Consider the following 22,467-nt stretch of genomic DNA (forward strand, 5'->3'; position numbering starts at 1 on the left):
CGCCGGCTCGGCCTCCGCGGCCGAGCCCGCCCCCTGTCAGATCCATCGCCGGAACGCCATGACGCTGTCCCGCCTGCTCGCCCGGCTCCTCGCCGGGATCGTCGCCGTGGCCGCCCTCGTTCAGGGTGCCTGGGCGGAGCCGAACGCCGCCGCCTGCCAGCGCTTCCGCGCCGAGCTCGCCAACCTGCAGCGGGAGTCGAACCGCGGCCAGGTCGAGGAGATCCAGCGCCTCGTCGCCTACCGCAGCTCCATCGGCTGCGAGGGCGGGCGCTTCCTGTTCTTCGACATGCGCCCGCCGCAATGCGCCCAGGTCGAGCAGCGGATCCGGGCCCTCAACGCCGGCTACGGGGCGGGCAACACGCAGGTGGCGGATGCCCGGCGCGAGCAGCTCGTCGCCGCCGTCAAGGACTCGTGCACGGGCCTGCCGGCCGCGGCGAAGCTGGCGGACGGCTTCGCCCGCGGCGGCGGCCACGTGATCTGCGTGCGCCTGTGCGACGGCGCCTATTTCCCGATGCCGAACCTGCCGGACGGGCGGGAGGGCGCCGACGAGATGTGCAAGGCCCTCTGCCCCGGCACCGAGGCCGCCGCCTACTCGATGCCGGCGAGCGACAACGGCCTCAAGGACGCGGCCGCGATCCAGACCCGGCGCGCCTACGCGGCGCTGCCGAACGCCTTCAAATTCCAGAAGACCTTCGTGCCGAACTGCTCCTGCCGGGGCCAGGGCCAGACCTGGGCGCAGGCCCTGGTGAAGGCCGAGAGCATGCTGGTCCAGCACAAGGGCGACATCTTCGTCACGCCGGCCCAGGCGGAGGCGCTCTCGCGGCCGAAGGTCCGCCTCACCCTCGTCGGCCGCGCCGACCGCTCGGCCGCGGTGGTGGCCGCCTCGGCCGCGGCCCGCAACGGCCTGGAGGAGCCGCCCGGCGCCGAGGCGCCGGCGACGCCCGCGGCGAAGCCCGCCGGGCCCGACGAGAGGCCCGCCGTGCGGGTGATCGCGCCGACGATCATCCCGGTCCCGATCCAGGCGCGCATCGACGGGCCCCAGGCGGCGGCGCCGGCGAGCCCGGCGCCCGGGACCGAGCCCGTCGCCACGCCCTGATCCGGGGCCGCGCGACCCGCGTCCCCGGGACGGTCGGACGCCGCAGCATCCCGTGGCCCGGACCGCCGGCCGATTGGGCGAAGGACGCGTTGCCGGACCGGGCCAGCGGTCGCTTCTTCTCACGACCGCCGGTACGCCGCGCGTCCTCCGGCGCGAGCGCGGTCCGGCCGAGGGCGGGCGTCATTACGCCATCCGGTTGATTGCTTCGCCATGCGGATGGCGGCTTCGCTCAGGCGCCGCGCGGGCTCGTGCTCCGGTTGATTGCTTCGCCATCTCCGATTTCGGCCATGCGGATGTCGGCTTCGCTCACGCCCCGCCCGCCCCGACATCCCGCGGCGCCAGTTCGGCCGCCGGCGCCTCGCGCGCCGCGCCCGGCCGCCGGGCGAAATCCGGCACCGCCTCCGCGAACACCGCCTCGGCCGCCGCGCGGTCGGCCTGCGCCACCGCCGCGCGCAGCCGCTCGAGCCAGCGCGCGAGCTGCGCCCGGTCGGCGAAGACGGGCTTGGCCGCCATGACCCCCTCGATCCCGTCGAGGGTCACCATCGGCTCGTCGCGGGCGAAGAGGATCTCGTTCAGGCGCTCCCCGGGCCGCGCGCCCGTCACGGCGATCTCGATGTCGAGGCCCGGCTCGAAGCCGGCGAGGCGGATCATGCGCTCGGCGAGGTCGCGGATCCGCACCGGCTGGCCCATCTTCAGCACGTAGACGGCGGCGCGCTGGTCGCCCGCCCGCGGGTCGCGACCCTCGCGGTCGGCGTGGGAGGCGGCGGTGAGCACGAGGTCGCAGGCCTCGCGCACGGTCATGAAGTAGCGCACCATCTCGGGATGGGTGACCGTGACCGGCCCGCCGCGGGCGATCTGCGCCTTGAACACCGGCACCACCGAGCCGACCGAGCCGAGCACGTTGCCGAAGCGCACCGCCACGAGCCGCGCCGGCCCGCCGGCCGCGTCGAGGGCCTGCGCGTACATCTCGGCGAAGCGCTTGGTGACGCCGAGCTGCGAGACCGGCTCGATCGCCTTGTCGGTCGAGATCATCACCAGCGCGCGGGCGCCCGCCGCCAGCGCCGCGTCGGCCACGTTCACCGAGCCGAACACGTTGGTCTTGATGCCCTCGGTCCAGTCGCGCTCCAGGTAGGGCACCTGCTTGAGCGCGGCGGCGTGGAAGACCGCGTCGGGGCGGAACGCGCGCAGGACGTGGAAGAGCCGCTCCCGGTCGCGGATGTCGGCGATGACGCCGCTCACCTCCGCCTCGCTCTCGGCCAGGGCCGGCCGCGTCAGCACCCCGTGCAGGGCGGGCTCGGAATTCTCCACGACGAGGAGCGCCGAGGCGCCGAAGGCCACGGCCCGGGCGCAGATCTCCGAGCCGATCGAGCCGCCGCCCCCCGTCACCACGACGCGCTGGCCGGCGAGGAAGCGCTCCAGGCGCGGCCGGTCGATCGGGACGGTCGGGCGCAGCAGCAGGTCCTCGATCTCGAGGGGCGCCAGTTCGGCGTCGCGCAGGCCCTCGCCGAGGGTGGTCACGCGGGCGAGCGGCAGGCCGAGGCGGCGGGCGCGGGCGAGGAGCCCGTCGGGATCGGCCTCGGGTGCGAGGGCGTTCGGCGTCGCCACGAGGCGCCGCACCGCGACGCCGCGGGCGGCGAGGTCCGCCACGACCTGCTCCAGGTCGGCGAAGGCGCCCAGCACCGGCACGCCGCGCAGGCTCTGGCCGCGATCCTCGGCCCGGGGCGAGAGGATGCCCTGGGCCGCGAGCTTGCGCACCGTCCCGGCCTCGATGGCGCGCAGCACCACCTCGATCTCCGCGCCGCGGCCGAGGAGGAGCGCGGGCGTCGTCGCGGCGCGGGCGTGGCTCTGGCGCGAGCGGCTGTATTTCAGGTAGCGGAAGGCGACGCGCGGGCCGCCGAGCAGGAAGAGCTGCAGCACGAAGTAGAGCCCGATCGCGATCTTGCCGAAGAAGTAGATCCCGAACAGGGCGGGCGAGACCAGCGCGTAATCCAGGAGCAGCAGCGACAGGGCCAGGACGGCGACCGCCCGCACGATGGCGGCGAGGTCGGGGAGCGAGGCGAAGCGCCACTTGGTGCGGTAGAGCCCGAACCAGCGATAGACGAGCCCGGCATAGAGCACGAAGGGGCCGAGCAGCACCGGCAGATGCGCGAGGCGCTCGGCCAGCCGCGCGTCATCGAAGCGGATCAGGAAGGTGAGCGTGACGGCGAGGGCGGTCGCCACGAGGTCGTGGGCGACGATCGCCGCGCTCTTGAGGGTCGGTCTGCGCATCGGGAAGCCGGCGCGGGTATCGGCCGGGCTTCCCCCGCTGTCAACGCGCCGGGGCCCGCGGCGGCGCGGCCGGCGCCCGCCGCGGCAGCGGCGCCCGCAGATCCTCGAAGACCCGCGCGAGGCGCAGCACGCCGAGATCGTCGAAGCGATGCCCGACGATCTGGAGGCCCACCGGCAGGCCCTCCGGGGTGAGGCCCGCCGGGACCGCGACGGCGGGCTGCTCCGACATGTTGAAGGCGACCGTGAAGCCGATATGCTCGAAGGGGCGCATCGGGTCGTCGGTCGGGGAGGCGAGCTCCGCCGGGAAGGCCGGGATCGGCGCCACCGGGCTGATCAGGAAGTCGAAGGGGCGAATCGCCCGCAGGGCCGCGTCGCGCATCGCCCCCATCTGGCTCATTCCCGCGAAGACGGCCGCGCCGCTCGACCCCCGCGCGGCCTGCGCCCAGTCGCGGATGAAGGGCAGCACGGCGGCGCGCCGCTCCGGGGCGAGGGCGCCGATGTCGCTCCAGGCGCGCTCGCGCCAGAACGTGTCGAGCCCGTCGAGCATGGCGCGGGTGAGGAAGGGCGCGACCGGCTCCACCCGAGCGCCCGCCGCCGCGAGGCGCGCGGCCGCGTCCTCGATCACCGCCGCGACGGCGGGGTCGACCGGCAGGCCGACGCCCGCCTCGCGCAGGAGGCCGAGGCGCAGGCCCTTCGGGTCGAGGCCGTCGAGGGCGAGCCAGTCGAGGCCGGCGGGCGGGAGCGCGGTGCCGTCGCGGTGATCCGGGCGGCTGAGTTCGCGCATGGCCAGGGCCGCGTCGGCGACGCTGCGGGTCATCGGCCCGGCGCAGCGGCCGTAATAGGGCGGGTCGACCGGCACGCGGCCGTTGCTGGGCTTGAGGCCGACGATGCCGCACCAGCCGGCCGGCAGGCGGATCGAGCCGCCGATATCCGTGCCGAGATGCAGGGGCCCGTAGCCGGCAGCCGCGGCGGCGCCCGCCCCGGCCGAGGAGCCGCCCGGGGTCCGGGTCGGGTCCCAGGGGTTGCGGGTGAGGGGATGGATGCTGGAGAGGCCCGAGGAGAGCATGCCGTAATCCGGCATGGTGGTGCGCGCGAACAGGATCGCCCCGGCCTCGCGCAGGCGGGCGGCTGCGGGGGCATCCTCCGGGCTCGGGGGCGCGTCGCGCCGTGCCGCGGTGCCGAGGGGCATCGCCACGCCCCGGGTGGCGATGTTCTCCTTGACGGTGGCGGGCACGCCGTCGAGGGCGAGCGCCTCGCCGCGCCGCCAGCGCGCCTCGGAGGCGCGGGCGGCCTCCCGGGCCTCCTCGGGGAGGAGCAGGCAGAGGGCCTGCAGGGTGGGCTCCATGGCCTCCACCCGGGCCAGCACCGCCTCGGTCACCTCGACGGGCGAGAGGTCGCGCGCGGCGTAGCGGGCGAGGAGGTCGGTGGCGCAGAGGTCGGCCAGGGACTCGGTCATCGCGCCTCGCGGGGAGAGATCGCGCGGGCGGTCACGCGCCCTCCCGGGCCGGCTTGCCGGCGAGCGCGATGTAGAAGCCGAGCCCGTCCTGGGCCGGCAGGGTCTGCAGGCGGTCGACCCAGCCGCGCCGCTTGGCTTCGAGCAGCAGGCGGCCGACGGGCTGGAACAGGGTCTCGCCGCCGCCCGGCACCGGGGCGTCGAGGCGGACCGCCACGGTCTTGCCCTTGGCGAAGCGGCTGCGCTCCAGCATGTCGGTCAGCGAGGCTTCCGCCTTCGCCCGGGGCGTGCCGCGCAGGTCGAGCACCGATTCGGCATCCGTCACCCCGAGGGTGCCGCGCAGCTTGTTGGCGTAGAATTCGTCGAAATGGGGCAAGGGCGGACCCGTGGTCAGGTGTGGAGGCCGGCATACAGGGAGGCGACGGGCAGGCTCCCGCCGAGATCCGGCAGGTCGATCGCGTCGCCCCCGCCGAGCGCCCGCTTGGTCCAGTCCGGCCCGTTGCCCCGCGACCAGACCTCCACCCGCGTCTCGTCCTGGTAGACGATCAGGAAGGCCCGCAGCGTCTGGAGCGACTGGTAGAACGCGGCCTTGCGTCCGCGGTCTTCGTGCATGGTCGAGGGCGACAGCACCTCCGCCACCAGGATCGGATCGCGGGCGTAGCCGTCCTGGAGGAGCGGGCCGCAGCGCACGACGAGGTCCGGCACCGGCGCGAAATCGTCCACGGCGTCGTTGTGCAGCCCGAGTCCCGGCAGGGCGCGGCAGCCGCGCCGCTCGGCCAGCTCGGCGAGGTGTCGGCCGAGATTCATCACGATCTGCTGGTGGCGCCCCGTCGGGGGCGCCATCAGCACGGGCTCGCCGTCGAGGAGTTCCCAGCGTTCCTCGTCGGGGCGCGCCCGGATCAGGTTCAGGAATTCGGCGAACCGCATGCGCGGCTCGCGGCGCAGCGCGAGGGACATCGAAGCTCCCGTCCGTGCCCCGATGCTAGCACCGGGCGGGCAAGCGCGACAGCCTGCGGCGGCTCTTCGCCGTGCGGCCCTGCGGCGCTGCGCGACGGTGGGGCGCGGCGCCGCAGCGGGCGCCGCGCCCGCGTCTCAGCGCTGCACCAGCACGTTGCGGAACTGCCAGGGATCGCTCGCGTCGATGTTCTCCGGGAACAGCCCGGGACGGTCGGCCAGCGGCGTCCAGTCGGTGTAGACCCCGACGACGGGCCCCAGATAGGGCAGCTGGACCTCCAGGCAGCGGCGGAAATCGACCTCGTCCGCCTCGACGATGCCGGCCTCCGGGTTCTCCAGCGCCCAGACCATGCCGGCGAGCACCGCCGAGGTCACCTGCAGGCCGGTGGCGTTCTGGTAGGGCGCGATGGCCCGCGTCTCCTCGATGGAGAGCTGGGAGCCGTACCAGTAGGCGTTCCTGCCGTGGCCGTAGAGGAGCACGCCGAGCTCGTCGATGCCGTCGACGATCTCGTTCTCGTCGAGGATGTGGTGCTTCTCCTGCACGCGGCCGGCCTGGCCGAACATCTCGTGCAGCGAGAGCACCGCCTCGTTGCAGGGATGGTAGGCGTAGTGGCAGGTCGGCCGGTAGACGACCTTGCCGCCCTCGCGCACCGAGTAATAGTCGGCGATCGAGATCGCCTCGTTGTGGGTGACGAGGAAGCCGAACTGGGCCTGGGCGGTCGGGGTCCAGGAGCGCACGCGGGTGTCGGCGCCGGGCTGGAGCAGGTAGATCGCCGGCGCGTCCCCCGCATGGGTGCGGGCATTCTCCGGCATCCAGGTCTCGTGGGTGCCCCAGCCGAGCTCGGCCGGCTGGTTGCCCTCCGAGACGAAGCCCTCGACCGACCACGTGTTCACGAACACGCCCATCGGCTTCTCGGACTTGGCGCGCTGGGTGTCGCGCTCGGCGATGTGGATGCCCCTGACCCCGACCTCGCGCATCAGCGCCGCCCAGCCCTCGCGGGTCCTGGGCTCCTCGACCGAGAGGCCGAGATCGGCCGCGACGTTGAGGAGGGCCTGCTTGACGAACCAGGACACCATGCCGGGATTGGCGCCGCAGCAGGACACCGCGGTCGTGCCGCCCGGCCTGCGCCGGCGCGCGTCGAGGATCTGCTCGCGCAGCGCGTAGTTGGTGCGGTCGCCCGGGCCGGCATTCTTGTCGAAGTAGAAGCCCGGCCACGGCTCGGCGACGGTGTCGATGTAGAGCGCGCCGATCTCCCGGCACAGCTCCATGATGTCGCGCGAGGAGGTATCGACCGAGAGGTTGACGCAGAAGCCCTGGCCGCCGCCCTCGGTGAGGAGGGGGGTGAGCACCTCGCGGTAATTGTCGCGGGTGAGCGCCACCTGCGCGAAGCGCAGCCCGTGCCGCTCGGCCAGGGCCTTGTGCGCGTCGGAGGGTTCCACGACCGTGAAGCGCGCCTTGTCGTAGGTGAAGTGGCGCTCGATCAGCGGCAGGGTGCCGCGTCCGATCGACCCGAAGCCGATCATCACGATGGGGCCGCTGATATGGCCGTGGACGGGCCAGTCGGTCATGGGAAGTGCCTCCGTGGATGGGAAAGTGCGCGTGGTTAGCCGAGATCGGTGACGGGCCGGCGACGCGGTGATTGGCGACTCCGGCCCGCAGGGTCAACCGGCCGTCCGGGGGAACGAAGCGTTGCCGCCGCCATGAGGCAGCCGCATGGCTCCGCTGCGGCGGCGGGCCTTCGTGTGCGCCGCGTCATATCCCATATTGCGTTGCAACAAACAGATGGAAACGCCCGCGCGCACATCACTTTCAGGAGTGTCCCATGCTCGCGGTTCTCAGCCACGCTCTTCCCCACCGCACCCCCACCGCCGCCGAGGCCGAGCCCGGTTTCCTCGCCCTGATCAGCCGCATCGTGCAGGCCGTCCATGCCGAGCGCCTGCGTCGGCGCGACGCGCAGATCGGCGGCTTCATCCAGGCCCATGGCGGGCGCGTCACCGACGACATCGAGCGGCAGATCGGGCAGTATTTCTGCTGATCGGGCCCGGGCGGGCCGGCGCGAGCCGCCGCCCGCCCCGAGCCGCGGCGGCGTCATGCCTCGCCGGCATTGGGCTGCGACCACGCGAAGGATCGCGCCCCGGGCCGCGGGGTGGCTAATGGCAGACCCACCCCGATGACCGTCCGGGCCGGCGCGGTCAGGCCGCCGGTGTGGCAGGCCTGCCCGGGAGGCGCCGACGGAAGGGGCGGCCGGCGACTTTGCCCGGCTGTCGGGGATCGGGCCTGTCCGCAAGGTCATCGAGGAGCGCCGTCGCGTCGAAACCCCCGGCCCGCCAATCCCGGCCAGGGTCGCCGGCCGATTCAGAACTCGCCTCCCTTGCCACCTCCTGCCCTCACCCGATCGCCCCGATCGGATCGCGTTACCGCATGACGCGGTGTCGATTCCGCGATCCGTTCTGTATCGGAGGACGTCGGCCGTGACGGACCGAATTGCAGATGGGGTGTTCGTGGTGTTCGCTTCGGGCCTTGGCGTGCTCGTGGCGGCGAACATCGCGCTGCTCGTGGCCCGCCTGACCCATCGCGATCGACTGGCTCGGCGCATCACGAGCCTTGCCTCTCGCGTCACATGGCTGTTCAAGGTCGGACGTGACAGCGAGGACGACTGCCGGAATGATCGTCTCAGGGCTTGATGTTCCGAATATCTATCTCTGGGGCGTTCTGGGAAGTATAAGTGTCGAGGTTGCTGCGGCTCTGACTGCGGCGGGGGCCAATGGCGGATCCTGCCGAAGAAATACCACAGGATCTCTTTCCTGACCTTGAAGGTCGCATTTGCTTTCATTGCGGGTGCCCTTCCGATCGCACTCGACGCGCAGAATGTCTGGAGTGCGATCTATCTCGGTGGAAGCGCTCCGCTGATCTTCGATCGTGTTGCGCGCGGACTTGACCCGCCGGAACGATAGACATTGCCATATCGCGGTCGAGAGCTGGCATCGGCCGGCCGTTTTCTTTTGGCGCCGGCCAGGACGCCATCGTGTGTCTCGCGGTGAGCTTGCTGTCATGCGCCAGCCCGCATCGCGGGCTGCCGCCCATCTCGCGCCGTTGATCGGGGCCGAAGCGCTTCTCGGACAGCGCCCCAAGGCTCATCACCGCGTCGGCCATCGGGGATCTCTCGGATCCGGGCTCGGTGCAGCAACCCGATCCGCATCCGTCATGGGATTTCCGCCCGAGCGGTTCGGGATCGTGCGGCGCTCGCGCACGATCCCGGCCTCCGACGTTGGTCCGATGCCCGCAGTCACGTCCCGTGACCGCCGGTTCGGTTCTCGAATCGTCGCCAACCCTTTGGCTTGGGATCGAGAATCGTGTCACCCCCCGGCCGGAGACGATCCGGCCGAGGTGCGCGCCGGCAGGTTCCGCGACCCTGCGGCGTTGCCCTGAGGGACCCGCCAGGGCGCGGCCCCGTTCCGGCGGGGCCGCGCTTCGCCATGCTCACGCCGCCAGCGCGAGCGGCCGCGCGGCCTCCGCCGCCACCAGCGCGGCGAGGTCCGGCGCCGGCGCCGGCCGGCCGGTCGCCTGGACGAGGCCCGCCGCGCCGGCGAGCGCTCCCGGCGCCAAGTCCAGCCCGAGGAAGCGCTCCCGGGCGTAGGGGCCCGGCAGCCAGAGGGCGCCCACCGCCTCGGCCGCGAAGCCGAAGCGGGCGTAGTAGGGCGCGTCCCCGACCAGGATCACGGCCCGGTGGCCGAGGGCGGCGGCGCGCGCCAGCGCCGCGCGCATCAGCGTCCCCCCGACGCCGAGGCCCTGAAGGCCCGGCTCCACGGCGAGCGGGCCCAGCATCAGGGCCGGGCGGCGCGGGCCGGCCGCCACGTCCCACAGGCGCACCGTGCCGACGAGGCGCCCGTCCTGCTCGGCCACGAGGGCGAGGCCCTCGGCCGGCAGGCGGCCCTCGCGCAGGCGCTCGCAGGTCTTGGTGAAGCGCGCCTCGCCGAAGCAGGTGTCGAGGAGCCGCTCGCGGGCGGCGATGTCGGTGGCGCGCTCGTCGCGGATCTGGATCACGGCCGTAGCCTCCCGAAGGTCAGGGGAGAGAACAGCCCTCGCACCCGCCTGGGCGCGCAGCGCCCGCGGGCCGTCCGGGACCGGGTGGGGTGCAGGACGCGCCCGGCCCGCCGCCCGGTCGGGGCGGGGGCCGGCGCGAGACGAACGGCGCCGGCAGGCGCCGCCACGGCGCCGGCGGGCGGCGCGGATCGGACCGGTCAGATCACGTAGGATTGCAGCGGCGGGAAGCCGTTGAACGCCACCGCCGCGTAGGTGGTGGTGTAGGCGCCGGCCCCCTCGATCAGCACCTTGTCGCCGATGGAGAGCGACACGGGCAGCGGGTAGGGGATCTTCTCGTAGAGCACGTCCGCCGAATCGCAGGTCGGTCCGGCGAGCACGCAGGGGACCATGCGGTCCTCGTCGTGGTCGGTGCGGATGCGGTAGCGGATCGACTCGTCCATCGTCTCGGCGAGCCCGCCGAACTTGCCGATGTCCAGGTAGACCCAGCGCACCTCGTCGGCGGCCTCGGACTTCTTCGAGACGAGGATGACCTCCGCCTCGATGATGCCCGCGTTGCCGACCATGCCGCGGCCCGGCTCGATGATCGTCTCCGGCATGCGGTTGCCGAAGTGCTTGGTGAGCGCCCGGAAGATCGCGCCGCCGTAGGATTCCACGCCCGGCACCTCCTTGAGGTACTTGGTCGGGAAGCCGCCGCCGAGATTGACCATCGCGAGCGCGATGCCGCGCTCGGCGCATTCCCGGAAGATCATCGCGGCCGAGGCCAGCGCCCCGTCCCAGGCTTCCGTATTGCCCTGCTGCGAGCCGACGTGGAAGGAGACGCCGTAGGCGCGCAGGCCCTGCCGGTGCGCGTGCTCCAGCACGTCGACCGCCATGTCGGGCACGCAGCCGAACTTGCGCGAGAGCGGCCACTCGGCGCCGGCCCCGTCGCAGAGGATGCGGCAGAACACCTGCACCTCCTCGGGCGCCACGTCGGCGCAAGCGGCCGCGCGGGCGATCTTCTCGACCTCCGCCTCGCAATCCACCGCGAACAGGCGCACGCCGAGCGCGAGGGCGCGGGCGATGCAGCGCTCCTTCTTGATGGTGTTGCCGAAGGAGATGCGGTCGGCGGTGGCGCCGGCGGCGAGCGCCATCTGAATCTCGGCCACCGAGGCGGTGTCGAAGCAGGAGCCGAGCGAGGCCAGCAGGCCGAGCACCTCCGGCGCCGGATTCGCCTTCACGGCGTAGAAGACGCGGGTGTCGGGCAGGGCGCGGGCGAAGGCGTGGTAATTGTCGCGCACGACGTCGAGGTCGAGGACCATCACCGGCCCCTCGTCACGGCCGAGGTCACGGCGAGCGCGCAGGAAATCGCGGATGCGATCGGTCATGATCATCCCCACCAAAGGCTCAAGGGGGTCCCGCGCGGGAACCCGATGTCGAAGATCAGACGGCGCGCAGCCGTCCGGCGTCAGGGGGCGATGCGACGCGTCGCGGGCGTGCTGTGGAGACACGCTGGGCGACGCGGGCGCAGAGCACCCGGAAGCTGCCTTGGATTGGAGCGGGATGACCCGATCCGCACATGGGGCAAGGAGAAACAAGCCTCTTCGGTGTCGACCTTTGGAGGGCCGACGAGACCAAAAAAGCCCGTTCGTCGTTGCTTTAAGCTGCGTCCCCCGTGGAGAGCGGGGTTCGCCGGTTTCGCCTCCGGCTGCCGGTTGTTGTCGGGGTCCGGTGTCACCACCTGGATGCCGGCCGGAGGGATCCACCCTGTCGACCATCGATCCTTTAAGACCCCTGGCGGCTGTCCGGCCTCTTGTCCGGATGCCCACCAACCGGCACGCGGCCACAGGCACGTGCGAAATTGGGCAAGGGGGTAGATACGGTCAGCGGGGCCGGATCGCAACCCCGAAATCGCGGCGTTCCGCAGAAAATCCGCCGGGTGGCGGATCGGCCACGGGGACGGGCGTTTCGGGCCGCCGCCCCTTCTCAAGCAGGCGGGAAGCGTTCATTCACCGGGTCCCGAAGCGGAGAGGTCCCGTCTCCCGTGACATCCCAGGTTCCATGACGATCGAGCCATCGCGCGAGCCGTCGCGCCGCACCCTGCTCGCCGGCCTGCTGGCCGGGGCCGCGCTCCCCGCCCGGGCCCAGGTCGGTCGGGCCCAGGTCGGGCCGACCCAGCCGGGGCCGAGCGCCCTGCCGTCCCCACCGCCGGCCGGGCCGACGCCGTTCCGCTTCGACGACGTGGTCCGGCGCGCCCGCGACCTCGCCAACGCGCCCTTCGACGGCGGCGTCCCGGCGCTGCCGGGGCCGCTCGCCGGGCTCGACTACGACGCGTGGCGCGACATCCGCTTCCGGCCCGACAAGGCGCTGCTCGGCGACCGGGACGGCCCGTTCCGCCTGCAGCTCTTCCACCTCGGCTTCCTGTTCAAGCGCCCCGTCACCGTGAACGTGGTGCGCGAGGGCGTGCCGACGCCGATCCCCTACCAGGCCGCCCTGTTCGACCTCGGGCGCACCAAGCTCGACGGCCCGCTGCCGCTCAATCTCGGCTTCGCGGGCTTCCGCCTGCACTATCCCCTCAACAGGCCCGGGATCCTCGACGAGCTGATCGCCTTCCTGGGCGCGAGCTACTTCCGCTTCCTCGGGCGCGACCAGCTCTACGGCCTCTCGGCGCGGGGCCTCGCGGTGAACGTCGAGGCCCAGGGCGGGCCGGAGGAATTCCCGTTCTTCCGCGAGTTCTGGATCGAGGTGCCGCCGAAGAACGCCGACCGGGCGGTGATCTACGGGCTGCTCGACGGCGCCGCCTGCACCGGCGCCTACCAGTTCCTGGTCTATCCGGGCGACGAGACGGTGGTGGACGTCCGCGTCTCGCTGCATCCGCGGCGGGAGGTGGCGGGGATCGGGCTGGCGCCGCTCACCTCGATGTTCTTCATCGGCGAGAACGACCGCCACCGCTCGGACGATTACCGGCCCGAACTGCACGATTCGGACGGTTTGCTGATGCAGTCGGGGAGCGGGGAGTGGATCTGGCGGCCCCTGCGCAACCCGCAGGAGCGCTGGATCTCCGCGTTCCAGGACCGCGACCCGAAGGGGTTCGGCCTGATGCAGCGCGACCGGGTGTTCGAGAACTACCAGGATCTCGAGGCCTTCTACCACCGGCGGCCGAGCTACTGGGTCGAGCCGCAGGGCGCCTGGGGGGAGGGGGCGGTGCACCTCGTCGAACTGCCCACCGGGAACGAGACCCACGACAACGTCGTCGCCTACTGGCAGCCGCGCCAGCCCCTCGCGGCCGGCCAGGCGGTCGAGCTCTCCTACCTGCTGCGGGCGATCGGCGAATCCGAGAGCCTGCATCCGGGCGCCCGGGTCGTGAACACCTACGTGGCGCGGCCGGCGGCGAGCGGCGGCCCGGCCGAGGCGCCCGACCCGCTGAGCCGGCGCTTCCTGATCGACTTCTCGGGCGGCGACCTCGCCTACTGGCTCGGCGACCCGAAGGCGGTCGAGATCGTGCCCTCGACCACGCGGGGGCGGATCGTGGCGACCTCGCTGGTGCCGAACCTGCACGTGAAGGGATTCCGGGCCGCCCTCGACGTGCGGCTCGACGATCCGGGCCAGGCGACCGACCTGCGGGCCTTCCTGCGGGCCGGCGGGCGCACCCTCTCGGAGACCTGGACCTTCCCGTGGAAGGCCGCGTGAGCCGGGGCGTGACGGTCCGCCCGGCGACGCCCGCCGATCTCGACGCGCTCGTCGCCCTGGAGGCGGCCACCTTCGCGACCGACCGGGCGGAGCGGCGGGCGATCCGGCACGCCATCGGCTCGCCGACGATCTCGCTCCTCGTCGCCCTCGACGGGCCGGTGCTGGTGGGGGCCGCCACGCTGGAGCGCCGGCGCACCAGCCGGCGGGCGCGCCTGAGTTCCATCGCGGTGGCGCCCGCCCGGGCCGGGACCGGGCTCGGCCGCCTCCTCCTCGACGCCGCCGAGGCGGAGGCGCGCCGCCACGGCTGCACCCGCCTGCGCCTGGAGGTGCGCGAGGATAACGGCCCGGGCATCCGCCTCTACGAGCGGGCGGGCTACGTCCGCTTCGAGACGGTGCCGGATTACTACGAGGACGGCACCACGGCCTGGCGCTACGAGAAGGTGCTGGCGCCGCGGGAGGAGGCCGCGGACCCGGCATGACCGGCGCCTGACGCCGGGTCGATCGCGGCCGGGCGCTTCGGGCCTCGGCTTCGCGGGAGCGGCCGCTGCGCGTCCTCCTCACCGACTCGTCGGGCCGGCTCGGCCGGGCCCGGGCACCGCGCCGGCGCGCGGCGGGCCACGCGATGGTCGGGCTCGACATCGCGCGCGGCCCCGAGACCCGGGTGCTCGGCTCGGTCCGCGATCGGGCGCTCGTCGCGCGTCCTGGCCGAGGAGGGGGCGAGGTCATCCTGCACGCGGGCGCGCTGCACGAGCCCGACATCGCGCGCAGGGCGCCGCAGGCCTTCGTGGACGTCGACGGGGCGGGGACGCTGACGGACACTCGGGCGTCCGGGGGAGGCGGCGGGCCGGTCTGAGCCGTCCCGCCGGGCGGGCTCAGCCCTCCGGGACCCGTCGCCCGGCGAAGCCGAGGGCGAATTCCCAGTGGCGGATGTCGCCCCCGATCGAGGCCACGACGGCCTGACCGATCAGGACGATGCCGGCGAGGGGCCGGCCGTGAGGGCGAGCCGCAGGAGCCTGCGGCCCCGCGTCGGACGGCCCGTCATGCCGCGCCCGCTCAGCGCTTCGTGTTGGCGGCGGTCTGGCCGAACATGATCGTCTTGGCCTCCTCCGACATCGTCGGCTGCTGGTTGATCTCGGCGGCCCTGGCGTAGGCGGCCTTGGTGGCCGGGCGCTCGGCGATGGCCGAGAACCAGCGCTTCAGGTGCGGGTGCGCGTCGAGGTTCTGGCGCTGGCGCTCGTGCGGCACGATCCAGGGATAGATCGCCATGTCGGCGATGCTGTATTCCTCGCCCGCCACGAAGGTCCGGTCGGCCAGGCGCCGGTCGAGGACGCCGTAGAGCCGGTTGGTCTCGTTGACGTAGCGGTCGATCGCGTAGGGGATCGGCTCGGGGGCGTACTGGACGAAGTGGTGGTTCTGGCCCGCCATCGGCCCGAGCCCGCCCATCTGCCAGAACAGCCATTGCAGCACCTCGGCCCGGCCGCGCAGCTCGCCCGGGATGAAGCGCCCGGTCTTCTCCGCGAGGTAGAGCAGGATCGCGCCCGACTCGAACAGCGACACCGGCGCGCCGCCATCCGCGGGCGCGTGATCGACGATGGCCGGGATCCGGTTGTTGGGCGCGATCTTGAGGAAGTCCGCCTGGAACTGTTCGCCCTTGCCGATGTTCACGGGCTTGATGGTGTAGGGCAGGCCGGTCTCTTCCAGGAACAGCGTCACCTTGTGACCGTTCGGCGTCGTCCAGTAGTAGAGGTCGATCATCCTGCGCTCCGCGGCAGAGTCCGGGTCGGACCGCCGCGGAGGTGGTGTGGGGCGGGGGCGAGGTCAAGCCGGGGTGAGGCGTCAGCCCGCTCCGGCAGCCTCGGACCGATCGAGCGACGGTGGCACGGTCGCGGGCCCGCCTCCGCGGTCTCCTCGCGACCCTCGCGGGCGCGGCCGGTGCGAGGCACGGCGGTCCGGACGGTTCTGCGACCGTCATTCTGCTCCGGGTCGGAGGCGCGCTCGGCCGCCGCCGGGAGCGGGTGCCGCGGCGCCGTCCTGCGCCGGCGTCGCGCCCCCTCACTCGCCTGTTGCCCTTCGGGCGCCGCGCCCGGTACTAGCCTGGCTCGGGGAACGCTGGCAGCGACGTCGCGTGCGCGGCCCGACTCCCCGGTGCCGCGCGACAAGCATCATGTTCCGCGGCACCGAGAGATTCGGATCGTCCAGGATCAGGGATCGTGCTGTGAAATATATTGATAATATAGAAGATTTGATTCGCGCTCTTGATGAAGGATTGGCGGTGCGGAGGTCCGATATCCAAAAAGGATCCGAGATCCTGTCTCAAGTTATGTTCGTTCCGCCGGACGAGATGCGGCGCGAATTGTCTCAATATGCCATCGGAACGCAATCATACTATGAGGCTCAGCTCAGGCTTATCTATGAACCGATCGCCGGGAGGCGGCATGAATTGAATTTTGAGGGGCATGATACGGTAAATTTCGATGCTATGACCGCGTTTCCGTTTGGGGGCGGACCGAGCGACGCAGCATATTGGGAGATCTGTTATGCTCACCTGATCCAGATGGCCTCGTTGAGCCGCGGCAGCAGGGTGCTTGAGATCGGTTTCGGCGCCGGCGGCCTAGCGGAACTCATGGTGAGGTGCGGCCTCGACGTGACCGCCGTCGAGGTGCGTCAGAGCAATTGCGACTACCTGGAGCAGCGCGTCAAGAGCTTCGGCGGGACGGTGGACGCCCGTGCCGGCGAAGTCGAACACATGACGTTCGACAAAGAGTTCGACGCGATCGTCTTCTACGAGTCGTTTCACCACATGCCGTCGCCGTGGGGGATCGTGCGCCAACTTAGGAACCATCTGTCCGCGGAGGGTGTGTTCATCTTCGGCGCCGAGCCGATCTGCGACGACGACGATCCGGTGGTCCCCTTCCCCTGGGGATTTCGCATGGACGGTGGCGCTCTCAGCGCCATCAGGGATGTCGGATGGGTCGAGTTCGGGTTTCAGCGCAGCTACTTCTTGGACAACCTCACCCGACTCGGCTTCGACACGGTTCACCGCGCGCTTCCCGGCTACCATCACGCGAGCGTTTGGATCGCCAAGCAGAACGTCGTCAATCTGCTGAAATCGATGAAGGCCGAGCGGCGCTCCCGCTGAGACGCGTCATCCCGCCGCCCGGCCGAGGGGGACAGGATCGGCGTCGTAGCGTTCCAGTCCATTCGCGTCGGCGAAGGCGACTGCCATGTGGTTGATGTCTTGGAAATATTTCGGAATGTATTCTTTAAAATACCAATCGTTCATTCCGGCTCGGAAACTCTTGTAATGATATGCTTTCATTAATAAATAACTGTAGAGTAGATGCTTCTCGTTCGAATCATTCCCGGGGCGGTAAGCTGAAAGGTGATGTAATGTCAGGTCGGTGTACTTTTGATTGACGACGGGGCTGACGCCGTTCTCATGCAGTTCCTCGTGCACGATTCCTCTATATTCTAAAGAAGAAACGTTTCTGTAGATTCTTTTATGATGTTCAACGGAATATTCTGCCGAGCGGACGATCGCGCGCGGCTCCGATAATTTGAGTTCTGGGTTTAGTTTATAGTTTTTTCTCTCGACCAGGAGGCAATTCGTCTGGTGATCGCAGGAGCTCACGGCCGCGCGCAGGGCGTCGTCCAGGATGATCTCGTCGGCGTCGATCGAGAAGATCCAGTCGCCGCGGGCGTATCCGGCGCCATAGTTTCTCGCGTGGGCGAAGCCGAATCGAAAGAGGTTTGACCTTGGATAATCAACCAGCTTGGCAGGAATGCTGTTGGTTGCGCTGATGAAATCTCTGCTGCCGTCGGTTGAGCCCATATCGACAATGATGAGCTCGTCCAGCAAAGACACCAATAGAGGAACGTTGATTTCTAAGAAAGGAAGCTCATTCAGAACCAGCATGACACCAGAAATTGTCGGCATAGGTGCGCGCCTCGCATGTGCAGCCGACTCTTCATTGCGTGGGGTGTCCTGTTTGTCAACGGTAATGAACGCGTTCGGGTGAGGTCCTCGCTCTGGGGCGCGGGGCGGAATTAGCTTTGTCCGGCTCAGGGCGCCTCGCGCGCGGCCTGTCTTCAATTTTCGGAACGCGCGGCATCTCGCGCCTCGCAGGCCGTCACCTGCGCGAGCGTCGCTGGCTCGCCCCCGATCCCGCCGCCCTGCCGCCCTTGGCCGGCGCGCGGGCATGACTCTCGGCGAACTCCCCCCGGGGGAACGCCCGCTCATCGTGGGCGTCGCTCCACCTTCGATGTCCCGGATCCGTATCGGATCGCGGCGTGGTCGGCCCCCGCCGCGGGCGGCGGGGACACCCGTCCGATTGCCAGTTCACGGGCGGCCTGCTCACGCTCGCGGCGAGACATCCCCTCTGCCGGTCGATCCCGTCGCGGGCAGCGAGCCCTTGTTCCGCGCCCCATCCGGTGCACGCCTGATCCGGAATCGATCGCCGCAACTCACGGCCGGGACGGAGTTGCCGGTGACGCATCGTTCTGCGGGGCGAAGATCGTGATATTGCTGTTGATCTGGTAGGCGTTCGACGGCCGGGTGTTGACGAAGCGAAGGCGGATCGGGCTCTCGCCGAGGATCGCGCCGAATGACGGGGTCACCCGCATGGGAAAGCAGCGCGCCAGGGCCGCGCGGGCCGCGTCCTCGAAGTGCTCGGCAGCGCCCCTGTCGCCCTTGAAGCGACGCGCGGTGACGAGCGGCTGGCCGCGCATCGCGCCCGTCTTGTCGAGTCCGAACCGGAACGCGATCAGTGATCCCTCGGTGCCGGACGGGATTGTCCAGCAGGCGGCGAGCGCCGCCCGCATCTCTGCCCAGTTGGCGATGGGCTCGGCAGGCGCGGGGTGAGCCGAGGCGACCAGGACCGCGCCCGCTCCCATCGACAGCTTGGTGACGTCTCCCAGCATCGCTCGTCCGCTCCGCCCCCCCTCAGGATGGTAGGGCTGCTCCGACGCTGCGGCCACCGCGCGGAGTGCCGCTCGGAGCAGAGCGGTCGCGCCACGATCGGGGCGCGCCGGCGAGCCCCGTCCGCGGATCCTCCGTCGAGGACGGGGCGGGTTGGGCGAACGGGCCGGGAGGCCCGGTTGGGGTTTCCCGTCCCGGCTTGGCTTCCCGGTTCCCCCCCGCGTCCCTCGGCGCCCCTCCGTGCGGCCCGCGCCGCTTGCGGCGCGGGGCCCGAACCGATACAGGATCAACCCCGTAGCCGGTTCGCGGGGCGTAGCGCAGTCTGGTAGCGCATCTGGTTTGGGACCAGAGGGTCGCTGGTTCGAATCCGGCCGCCCCGACCACCGGCTCCCCCCTTTCCGGCTCCCTCGTGAGATCGACACGGCATGCCGAGCGCCCGCATCTACAAGCCCGCCAAGGATCCGTCCCAGTCCGGCATGGCCCGGACCAAGCAGTGGGTGCTGGAATTCGACCAGACCGCCCCGCGCGAGACCGATCCGCTGATGGGCTGGACCTCGTCGTCCGACATGCTCCAGCAGGTGCGCCTGGAATTCGACACGCGCGAGGAGGCGGTCGCGTACGCCACCCGCGAGGGCATCGCCTACCGCCTCGAAGAGCCCAAGCCCCTGCTGCGCAAGGGCCTCTCCTACGCGGACAATTTCAAGTACAACCGCACCGCGCCCTGGACCCACTGACCGCGCCGGCAATCCGTCAGAAGGCGTAGCGGACCCGGCAGGAGGGGAGTTCGGCGGCGAGGAGCGCCCGGAACCGCGCCAGCCAGCGCCCCTTCCAGGCGCTCCGGTAGCGCAGGTTCTCCTGGCCGCCCTCGGAGCGCTTGGTCTCCTGGATGTCGGGGCGCCACAGCCATTCCTCGGCCCGCGGATGCCAGCGCAGGTTGACCGCGTGCAGCGCCGCATTGTGGGTCAGGAAGATGATCTCGGCGGCGAGCTGGGCCCGCGCGGCGGCGCCGATCCCCGCGTCGAGGGCCCGGAACAGGTCGCGCCAATCCGCCTCCCAGCCCTCGTACAGGATCACGGGCGAGAAGTTGACGTGGACCTCGTAGCCGGCGCGCACGAAGTCGTCGATCGCCGCGATGCGCTCGGCCATCCGCGAGGTGCGCACGTCGACGACCCGCGCGACGCGCTCCGGCATGAGCGAGAAGCGGATCCGCGTCTTGCCGGCCGGCGCGTAATCCAGGAGGTCGCGGTTCACGAACTTGGTCGCGAAGGAGCCCTTCGCGTGCGGAAGCTCGCGGAACAGGGCGACGAGGTCGCGCAGGGTGTCGCAGGCGAGGGCGTCCACTGAGAGGTCGCCGTTCTCGCCGATGTCGTAGACGACGCAGCTTTCGTCGATCTGGTCCGGGGCCGGGAGGGGACCCTGGCGCGCGGCGTGGCGCGCGATCGCCGCGGCGATCTCCTCCGTGTTCGCGAAGAGCGTGATCGGGTTGGCGAAGCCCTTGCGGCGGGGCACGTAGCAGTAGGCGCAGGCCATCGCGCACCCGTTCGAACTCGACGGCGCGATGAAATGGGCGCTGCGCCCGTTCGGGCGCAGGCCGAGCCCCTTCTTGACCCCGAGCACCAGGGTGCTGCGCTTGATCCGCAGCCACTCCTCGGCGGCACCGGCATTGCCGTGCAGCTCGGGGATCGCCCAGTGCGACCGCACCGGGATGCGGCGCGCCTCGGGGAAGCGCGCGAGGATCTCGCGGCCCCGCCGGTACGCCTCGACGGCGGGCTCCAGGTAGATCGTGTCGATGGCCAGGGGCGAGGGGGAATGGGGCGAGGGGGAATGGGGCGAGGAGGGCAGGGGCGGGCCTCGGCGCGGGGCGCCCGCGGCGCCGTCGCCGCCCGATATGGCGCCCCGGGACCCGCGCCGCCAGGGCCCGGCCGGCGGGGCGCCCGGTCGCGCCTCACAGCCGCCCGAGCAGCTCGCTCTTCTTGGTGGTGAACTCCGCCTCGGTCAGCACGCCCTTGCGGTGCAGTTCGGCGAGGCGCTCGATCAGGGCTAGCGGATCGCCCGCCGCGGCGGGCACCGCGGCCGCCGCCGGCGCGGGGGCCGGGATCGGCGGTTCGGCCTGCGGGGCCGCCGGAGGGGCCTGCGGGGCCGCCGGAGGGGGAGCCGGCTGCGCCCATCCCTGGACCTGCAGCTGCGGCGGCGCGGGGACCGGCGGCGCGGGGGCCTGCGCCGCGCCGCCGCTCACCAGCGGGAGATCCTCCGGGCGCACCGGGCCGAACTGGCTCGTGAAGAGCAGCGAGGACGCGCCGCCCTGCTGCTGCGACACGCCGCCGATCCGGTGCTCGCCGGTGTCGTAGACGGCGAGCTGCCCTCCCGCCTCCACGGCGAGGCGGCGCGTGTCGGGGAAGTAGGCGTAGCGCAGCCCGTTCTGCGACCCGGCCGAGGCCGGGTGGCCGAGCTCGGCGGGCCACCAGCCGGCCGGCGCCGCCAGCCTCCCGGCGATCGGGGCGAGGTCGGCGCAGAGCGCGGCGACGCGGGCCTTGAGGCCGGCATTGAACATGTCGCCGATCATGATCATGCCGCCGGACGACCATTGCCCCATCCCGCCAAGGTCCGGGTGGTTGAACTGCGCGGCCGTCCCGCCGCCCTGCGCGAGCGCCTCGGCGAGGTGGCGGGCGGCGTCGACGCTCACCCCGTGGCGGGCGGCGATCGCGGAGAGGTCGAGCATGGCGGCACCCTGTCAGGCGAGGATCTTGCGGGTCATGACGACGGCCGCGAAGGCGAGGGCGGAGGCGGCCACGATGCTGCCGATCCACAGGCCGCGCCGCGGCTGCTGCGGGGATTGCGCCTCGACCGGCGCCACCACCACGCTGAAGAACTCGAATTGGCGGTCGAGGATCATCCGTGCCCGGTCGCGCGCCGCCAGCACCGCGTTGTAGAGGGCCTGGGCGTTCTTGCGCTCGGTGTCGGCCTCCTCGAAGCGCGTCAGCGCGTCGGCGAGCGCCTGGCGCCGCGTCGGATCCGGGGTCGTCGCCTCGCGCTCCAGGCGCTGGATCGAGCCGTCGAGCTGCGCGATCTGGGCCTTGAGATCCTGGACGCTGCGCGCGTCCTCCCGCAGGTCGCGCAGCAGCAGCGACTGCTTCACGCTGAGAGCGATGCGCTGCTCGCGCAGCTGCCCGATGGTCTTGATCGTGGCCTCGTTGGTCTTCAGCGCGTCGAGAACCCGGTCCCGGTTGCGCAGATCCCGCACCGCCTCCTCGGCCGCGTCGAGGCGCTCCTTGATGCGCGCGAGCGCGCTCTCGCTTGCGGCGAGCGCGTCCTGGCGGGCGCGGGCGTTGAGGTCGTTCACCATCCGCTCGCTCTCGGCCAGGACCGCCCGGCTGATCGCCACCGCCTCCCCCGCCTCGAAGGCGTTGACGGTCACCGAGATGATGCCGGAGGTGCCCTCGATCTTCGCCGCGACCCGGTTGCGCCAGTAGCGCACGAGCTTCTCCACCGGCCGCTTCGGGTCGAAGCGCGACAGGGCGTCGATCGAGGGGCGGGAGAACATCTCCCGCAGCGGCAGCTGGCGCTCGATCGCCTCCACCATCGGCCGGCTCGCGATGTAATCCGCGAGCAGGAGCGTGTCCTGCGCGATCATCTCGCGGGGAATGGCCGCCGTCATCCCCATCCCGTCCCGGGCGGCGTTCTCGGCCGCGCCGAGCGCCGGGCGGATCGCGAAATGCACCTCCGTCACGTAGCGGTCCGAGAGGTAGAACCCGAAGAAGGCGGTCGCGAGCAGCGAGGGCAGGACGCAGAGCGCCAGGAACAGGAGCGGGGTGACGAGGTCCCGGCCCCGCAGCAGCCCGCCGCCGCGGACGACCGCGCGCGGGTCGTTGTGGCGCGACACGCGCGCCATCTGGCGCAGCGATTCCGCGATCAGGCGCGACCGCTCGGCCGAGTCGAGCGGCTGGCCAGTCGGGTTGCGGGCATCGACCGTCATGCGGGGATCCGTGGCAGGCGCGACGCGCGATCGGCGCGACGGGCGGGAAGGGCGGTCCGGCGAGGGCCGGATCCCGCGCCGAGAGGGGGACTTG

21 protein-coding genes and 1 tRNA gene are annotated in these 22,467 nt (G+C 71.7%); 9 read left to right on the forward strand and 13 right to left on the reverse strand.

What is annotated here, in order from left to right; all coding sequences use genetic code 11:
- Positions 1–58: 58 nt before the first annotated feature.
- Complete coding sequence (locus tag MET2598_RS0125275; RefSeq protein WP_415926897.1) at positions 59–1,096, forward strand: DUF2865 domain-containing protein; 1,038 nt, start codon at positions 59–61, stop codon at positions 1,094–1,096.
- A gap of 306 nt (positions 1,097–1,402) precedes the next feature.
- Here MET2598_RS0125275 and MET2598_RS0125280 read toward each other — a convergent pair whose 3' ends face one another.
- From MET2598_RS0125280 to MET2598_RS0125300, 5 genes are all read right to left on the reverse strand, one after another.
- Positions 1,403–3,364, reverse strand: coding sequence for an SDR family NAD(P)-dependent oxidoreductase (locus MET2598_RS0125280; protein ID WP_018262788.1), 1,962 nt, complete (start codon positions 3,362–3,364; stop codon positions 1,403–1,405).
- A gap of 40 nt (positions 3,365–3,404) precedes the next feature.
- Complete coding sequence (locus tag MET2598_RS0125285; protein WP_018262789.1) at positions 3,405–4,820, reverse strand: amidase; 1,416 nt, start codon at positions 4,818–4,820, stop codon at positions 3,405–3,407.
- Between the two features lie 31 nt (positions 4,821–4,851).
- The gene (locus tag MET2598_RS0125290; protein WP_012330434.1) at positions 4,852–5,193 is read right to left on the reverse strand and encodes a hypothetical protein; all 342 of its coding nucleotides are present in this window, start codon (positions 5,191–5,193) and stop codon (positions 4,852–4,854) included.
- Positions 5,194–5,207: 14 nt separating this feature from the next.
- Positions 5,208–5,774 carry a Uma2 family endonuclease gene (locus MET2598_RS0125295; protein ID WP_012330433.1) on the reverse strand — a complete coding sequence of 189 codons (567 nt, stop codon included), beginning with the start codon at positions 5,772–5,774 and terminating at the stop codon, positions 5,208–5,210.
- Between the two features lie 135 nt (positions 5,775–5,909).
- Positions 5,910–7,340: a homospermidine synthase gene (locus MET2598_RS0125300; protein WP_012330432.1), complete on the reverse strand. Its 1,431-nt coding sequence runs from the start codon at positions 7,338–7,340 to the stop codon at positions 5,910–5,912.
- Between the two features lie 254 nt (positions 7,341–7,594).
- On the opposite strand from MET2598_RS0125300, the gene MET2598_RS0125305 reads away from it, so the two are divergent.
- The gene (locus tag MET2598_RS0125305; protein ID WP_018262790.1) at positions 7,595–7,807 is read left to right on the forward strand and encodes a hypothetical protein; all 213 of its coding nucleotides are present in this window, start codon (positions 7,595–7,597) and stop codon (positions 7,805–7,807) included.
- Positions 7,808–8,243: 436 nt separating this feature from the next.
- Positions 8,244–8,456 (forward strand): hypothetical protein, encoded by a 213-nt coding sequence (locus tag MET2598_RS0125310; protein WP_236728814.1) that lies wholly within the window; start codon positions 8,244–8,246, stop codon positions 8,454–8,456.
- Between the two features lie 796 nt (positions 8,457–9,252).
- Here MET2598_RS0125310 and MET2598_RS0125315 read toward each other — a convergent pair.
- Together MET2598_RS0125315 and MET2598_RS0125320 are read right to left on the reverse strand one after the other, a co-directional pair.
- The gene (locus MET2598_RS0125315; RefSeq protein WP_018262792.1) at positions 9,253–9,816 is read right to left on the reverse strand and encodes a GNAT family N-acetyltransferase; all 564 of its coding nucleotides are present in this window, start codon (positions 9,814–9,816) and stop codon (positions 9,253–9,255) included.
- Positions 9,817–10,013: 197 nt separating this feature from the next.
- The gene (locus tag MET2598_RS0125320; protein WP_026190940.1) at positions 10,014–11,180 is read right to left on the reverse strand and encodes a type III PLP-dependent enzyme; all 1,167 of its coding nucleotides are present in this window, start codon (positions 11,178–11,180) and stop codon (positions 10,014–10,016) included.
- Between the two features lie 673 nt (positions 11,181–11,853).
- On the opposite strand from MET2598_RS0125320, the gene MET2598_RS0125325 reads away from it, so the two are divergent.
- The 3 genes from MET2598_RS0125325 to MET2598_RS0125335 all read left to right on the forward strand — a co-directional run bounded on the left by MET2598_RS0125325 (position 11,854) and on the right by MET2598_RS0125335 (position 14,335).
- Positions 11,854–13,482 carry a glucan biosynthesis protein G gene (locus MET2598_RS0125325; protein ID WP_012330426.1) on the forward strand — a complete coding sequence of 543 codons (1,629 nt, stop codon included), beginning with the start codon at positions 11,854–11,856 and terminating at the stop codon, positions 13,480–13,482.
- The gene (locus MET2598_RS0125330) at positions 13,467–13,961 is read left to right on the forward strand and encodes a GNAT family N-acetyltransferase (RefSeq protein WP_012330425.1); all 495 of its coding nucleotides are present in this window, start codon (positions 13,467–13,469) and stop codon (positions 13,959–13,961) included. Before MET2598_RS0125325 ends, MET2598_RS0125330 begins: the two co-directional genes overlap by 16 nt.
- 143 nt (positions 13,962–14,104) lie before the next feature.
- Positions 14,105–14,335: a hypothetical protein gene (locus MET2598_RS0125335; RefSeq protein ID WP_018262793.1), complete on the forward strand. Its 231-nt coding sequence runs from the start codon at positions 14,105–14,107 to the stop codon at positions 14,333–14,335.
- Positions 14,336–14,535: 200 nt separating this feature from the next.
- Here MET2598_RS0125335 and MET2598_RS0125340 read toward each other — a convergent pair whose 3' ends face one another.
- Entirely contained in the window at positions 14,536–15,237 is a 702-nt protein-coding gene (locus tag MET2598_RS0125340; RefSeq protein ID WP_012330424.1) for a glutathione binding-like protein, read from the reverse strand.
- A 409-nt stretch (positions 15,238–15,646) separates the two neighbouring features.
- On the opposite strand from MET2598_RS0125340, the gene MET2598_RS0125345 reads away from it, so the two are divergent.
- Positions 15,647–16,621, forward strand: a complete 975-nt coding sequence (locus MET2598_RS0125345) for a class I SAM-dependent methyltransferase (RefSeq protein ID WP_236728815.1) — start codon at positions 15,647–15,649, stop codon at positions 16,619–16,621.
- A 6-nt stretch (positions 16,622–16,627) separates the two neighbouring features.
- Here MET2598_RS0125345 and MET2598_RS39860 read toward each other — a convergent pair whose 3' ends face one another.
- Together MET2598_RS39860 and MET2598_RS0125350 are read right to left on the reverse strand one after the other, a co-directional pair.
- Positions 16,628–17,398, reverse strand: a complete 771-nt coding sequence (locus MET2598_RS39860; RefSeq protein ID WP_157182262.1) for a glycosyltransferase — start codon at positions 17,396–17,398, stop codon at positions 16,628–16,630.
- A 548-nt stretch (positions 17,399–17,946) separates the two neighbouring features.
- Complete coding sequence (locus MET2598_RS0125350) at positions 17,947–18,402, reverse strand: hypothetical protein (protein WP_012330422.1); 456 nt, start codon at positions 18,400–18,402, stop codon at positions 17,947–17,949.
- Positions 18,403–18,706: 304 nt separating this feature from the next.
- Here MET2598_RS0125350 and MET2598_RS0125355 point away from each other — a divergent pair.
- Both MET2598_RS0125355 and MET2598_RS0125360 read left to right on the forward strand, forming a co-directional pair.
- Positions 18,707–18,783 (forward strand) — tRNA-Pro (locus MET2598_RS0125355).
- Positions 18,784–18,825: 42 nt separating this feature from the next.
- The gene (locus MET2598_RS0125360) at positions 18,826–19,134 is read left to right on the forward strand and encodes an ETC complex I subunit (RefSeq protein ID WP_012330421.1); all 309 of its coding nucleotides are present in this window, start codon (positions 18,826–18,828) and stop codon (positions 19,132–19,134) included.
- 16 nt (positions 19,135–19,150) lie between these two features.
- Here the strand turns inward: MET2598_RS0125360 and MET2598_RS0125365 are convergent, their stop codons facing one another.
- The 3 genes from MET2598_RS0125365 to MET2598_RS0125375 form a co-directional block, all read right to left on the reverse strand.
- On the reverse strand, positions 19,151–20,197 hold the full coding sequence (locus tag MET2598_RS0125365; protein ID WP_026190941.1) for a spore photoproduct lyase family protein: 1,047 nt from the start codon (positions 20,195–20,197) through the stop codon (positions 19,151–19,153).
- 148 nt (positions 20,198–20,345) lie between these two features.
- A complete protein-coding gene (locus MET2598_RS0125370; RefSeq protein WP_012330420.1) occupies positions 20,346–21,119 on the reverse strand; it encodes an SHOCT domain-containing protein in 774 nt (257 codons plus the stop codon).
- 12 nt (positions 21,120–21,131) lie between these two features.
- Positions 21,132–22,373 (reverse strand): capsule polysaccharide transporter, encoded by a 1,242-nt coding sequence (locus tag MET2598_RS0125375; RefSeq protein ID WP_012330419.1) that lies wholly within the window; start codon positions 22,371–22,373, stop codon positions 21,132–21,134.
- Positions 22,374–22,467: the final 94 nt, after the last annotated feature.

It is taken from the genome of Methylobacterium sp. WSM2598 (assembly GCF_000379105.1).
Taxonomy (GTDB): Bacteria; Pseudomonadota; Alphaproteobacteria; order Rhizobiales; family Beijerinckiaceae; genus Methylobacterium.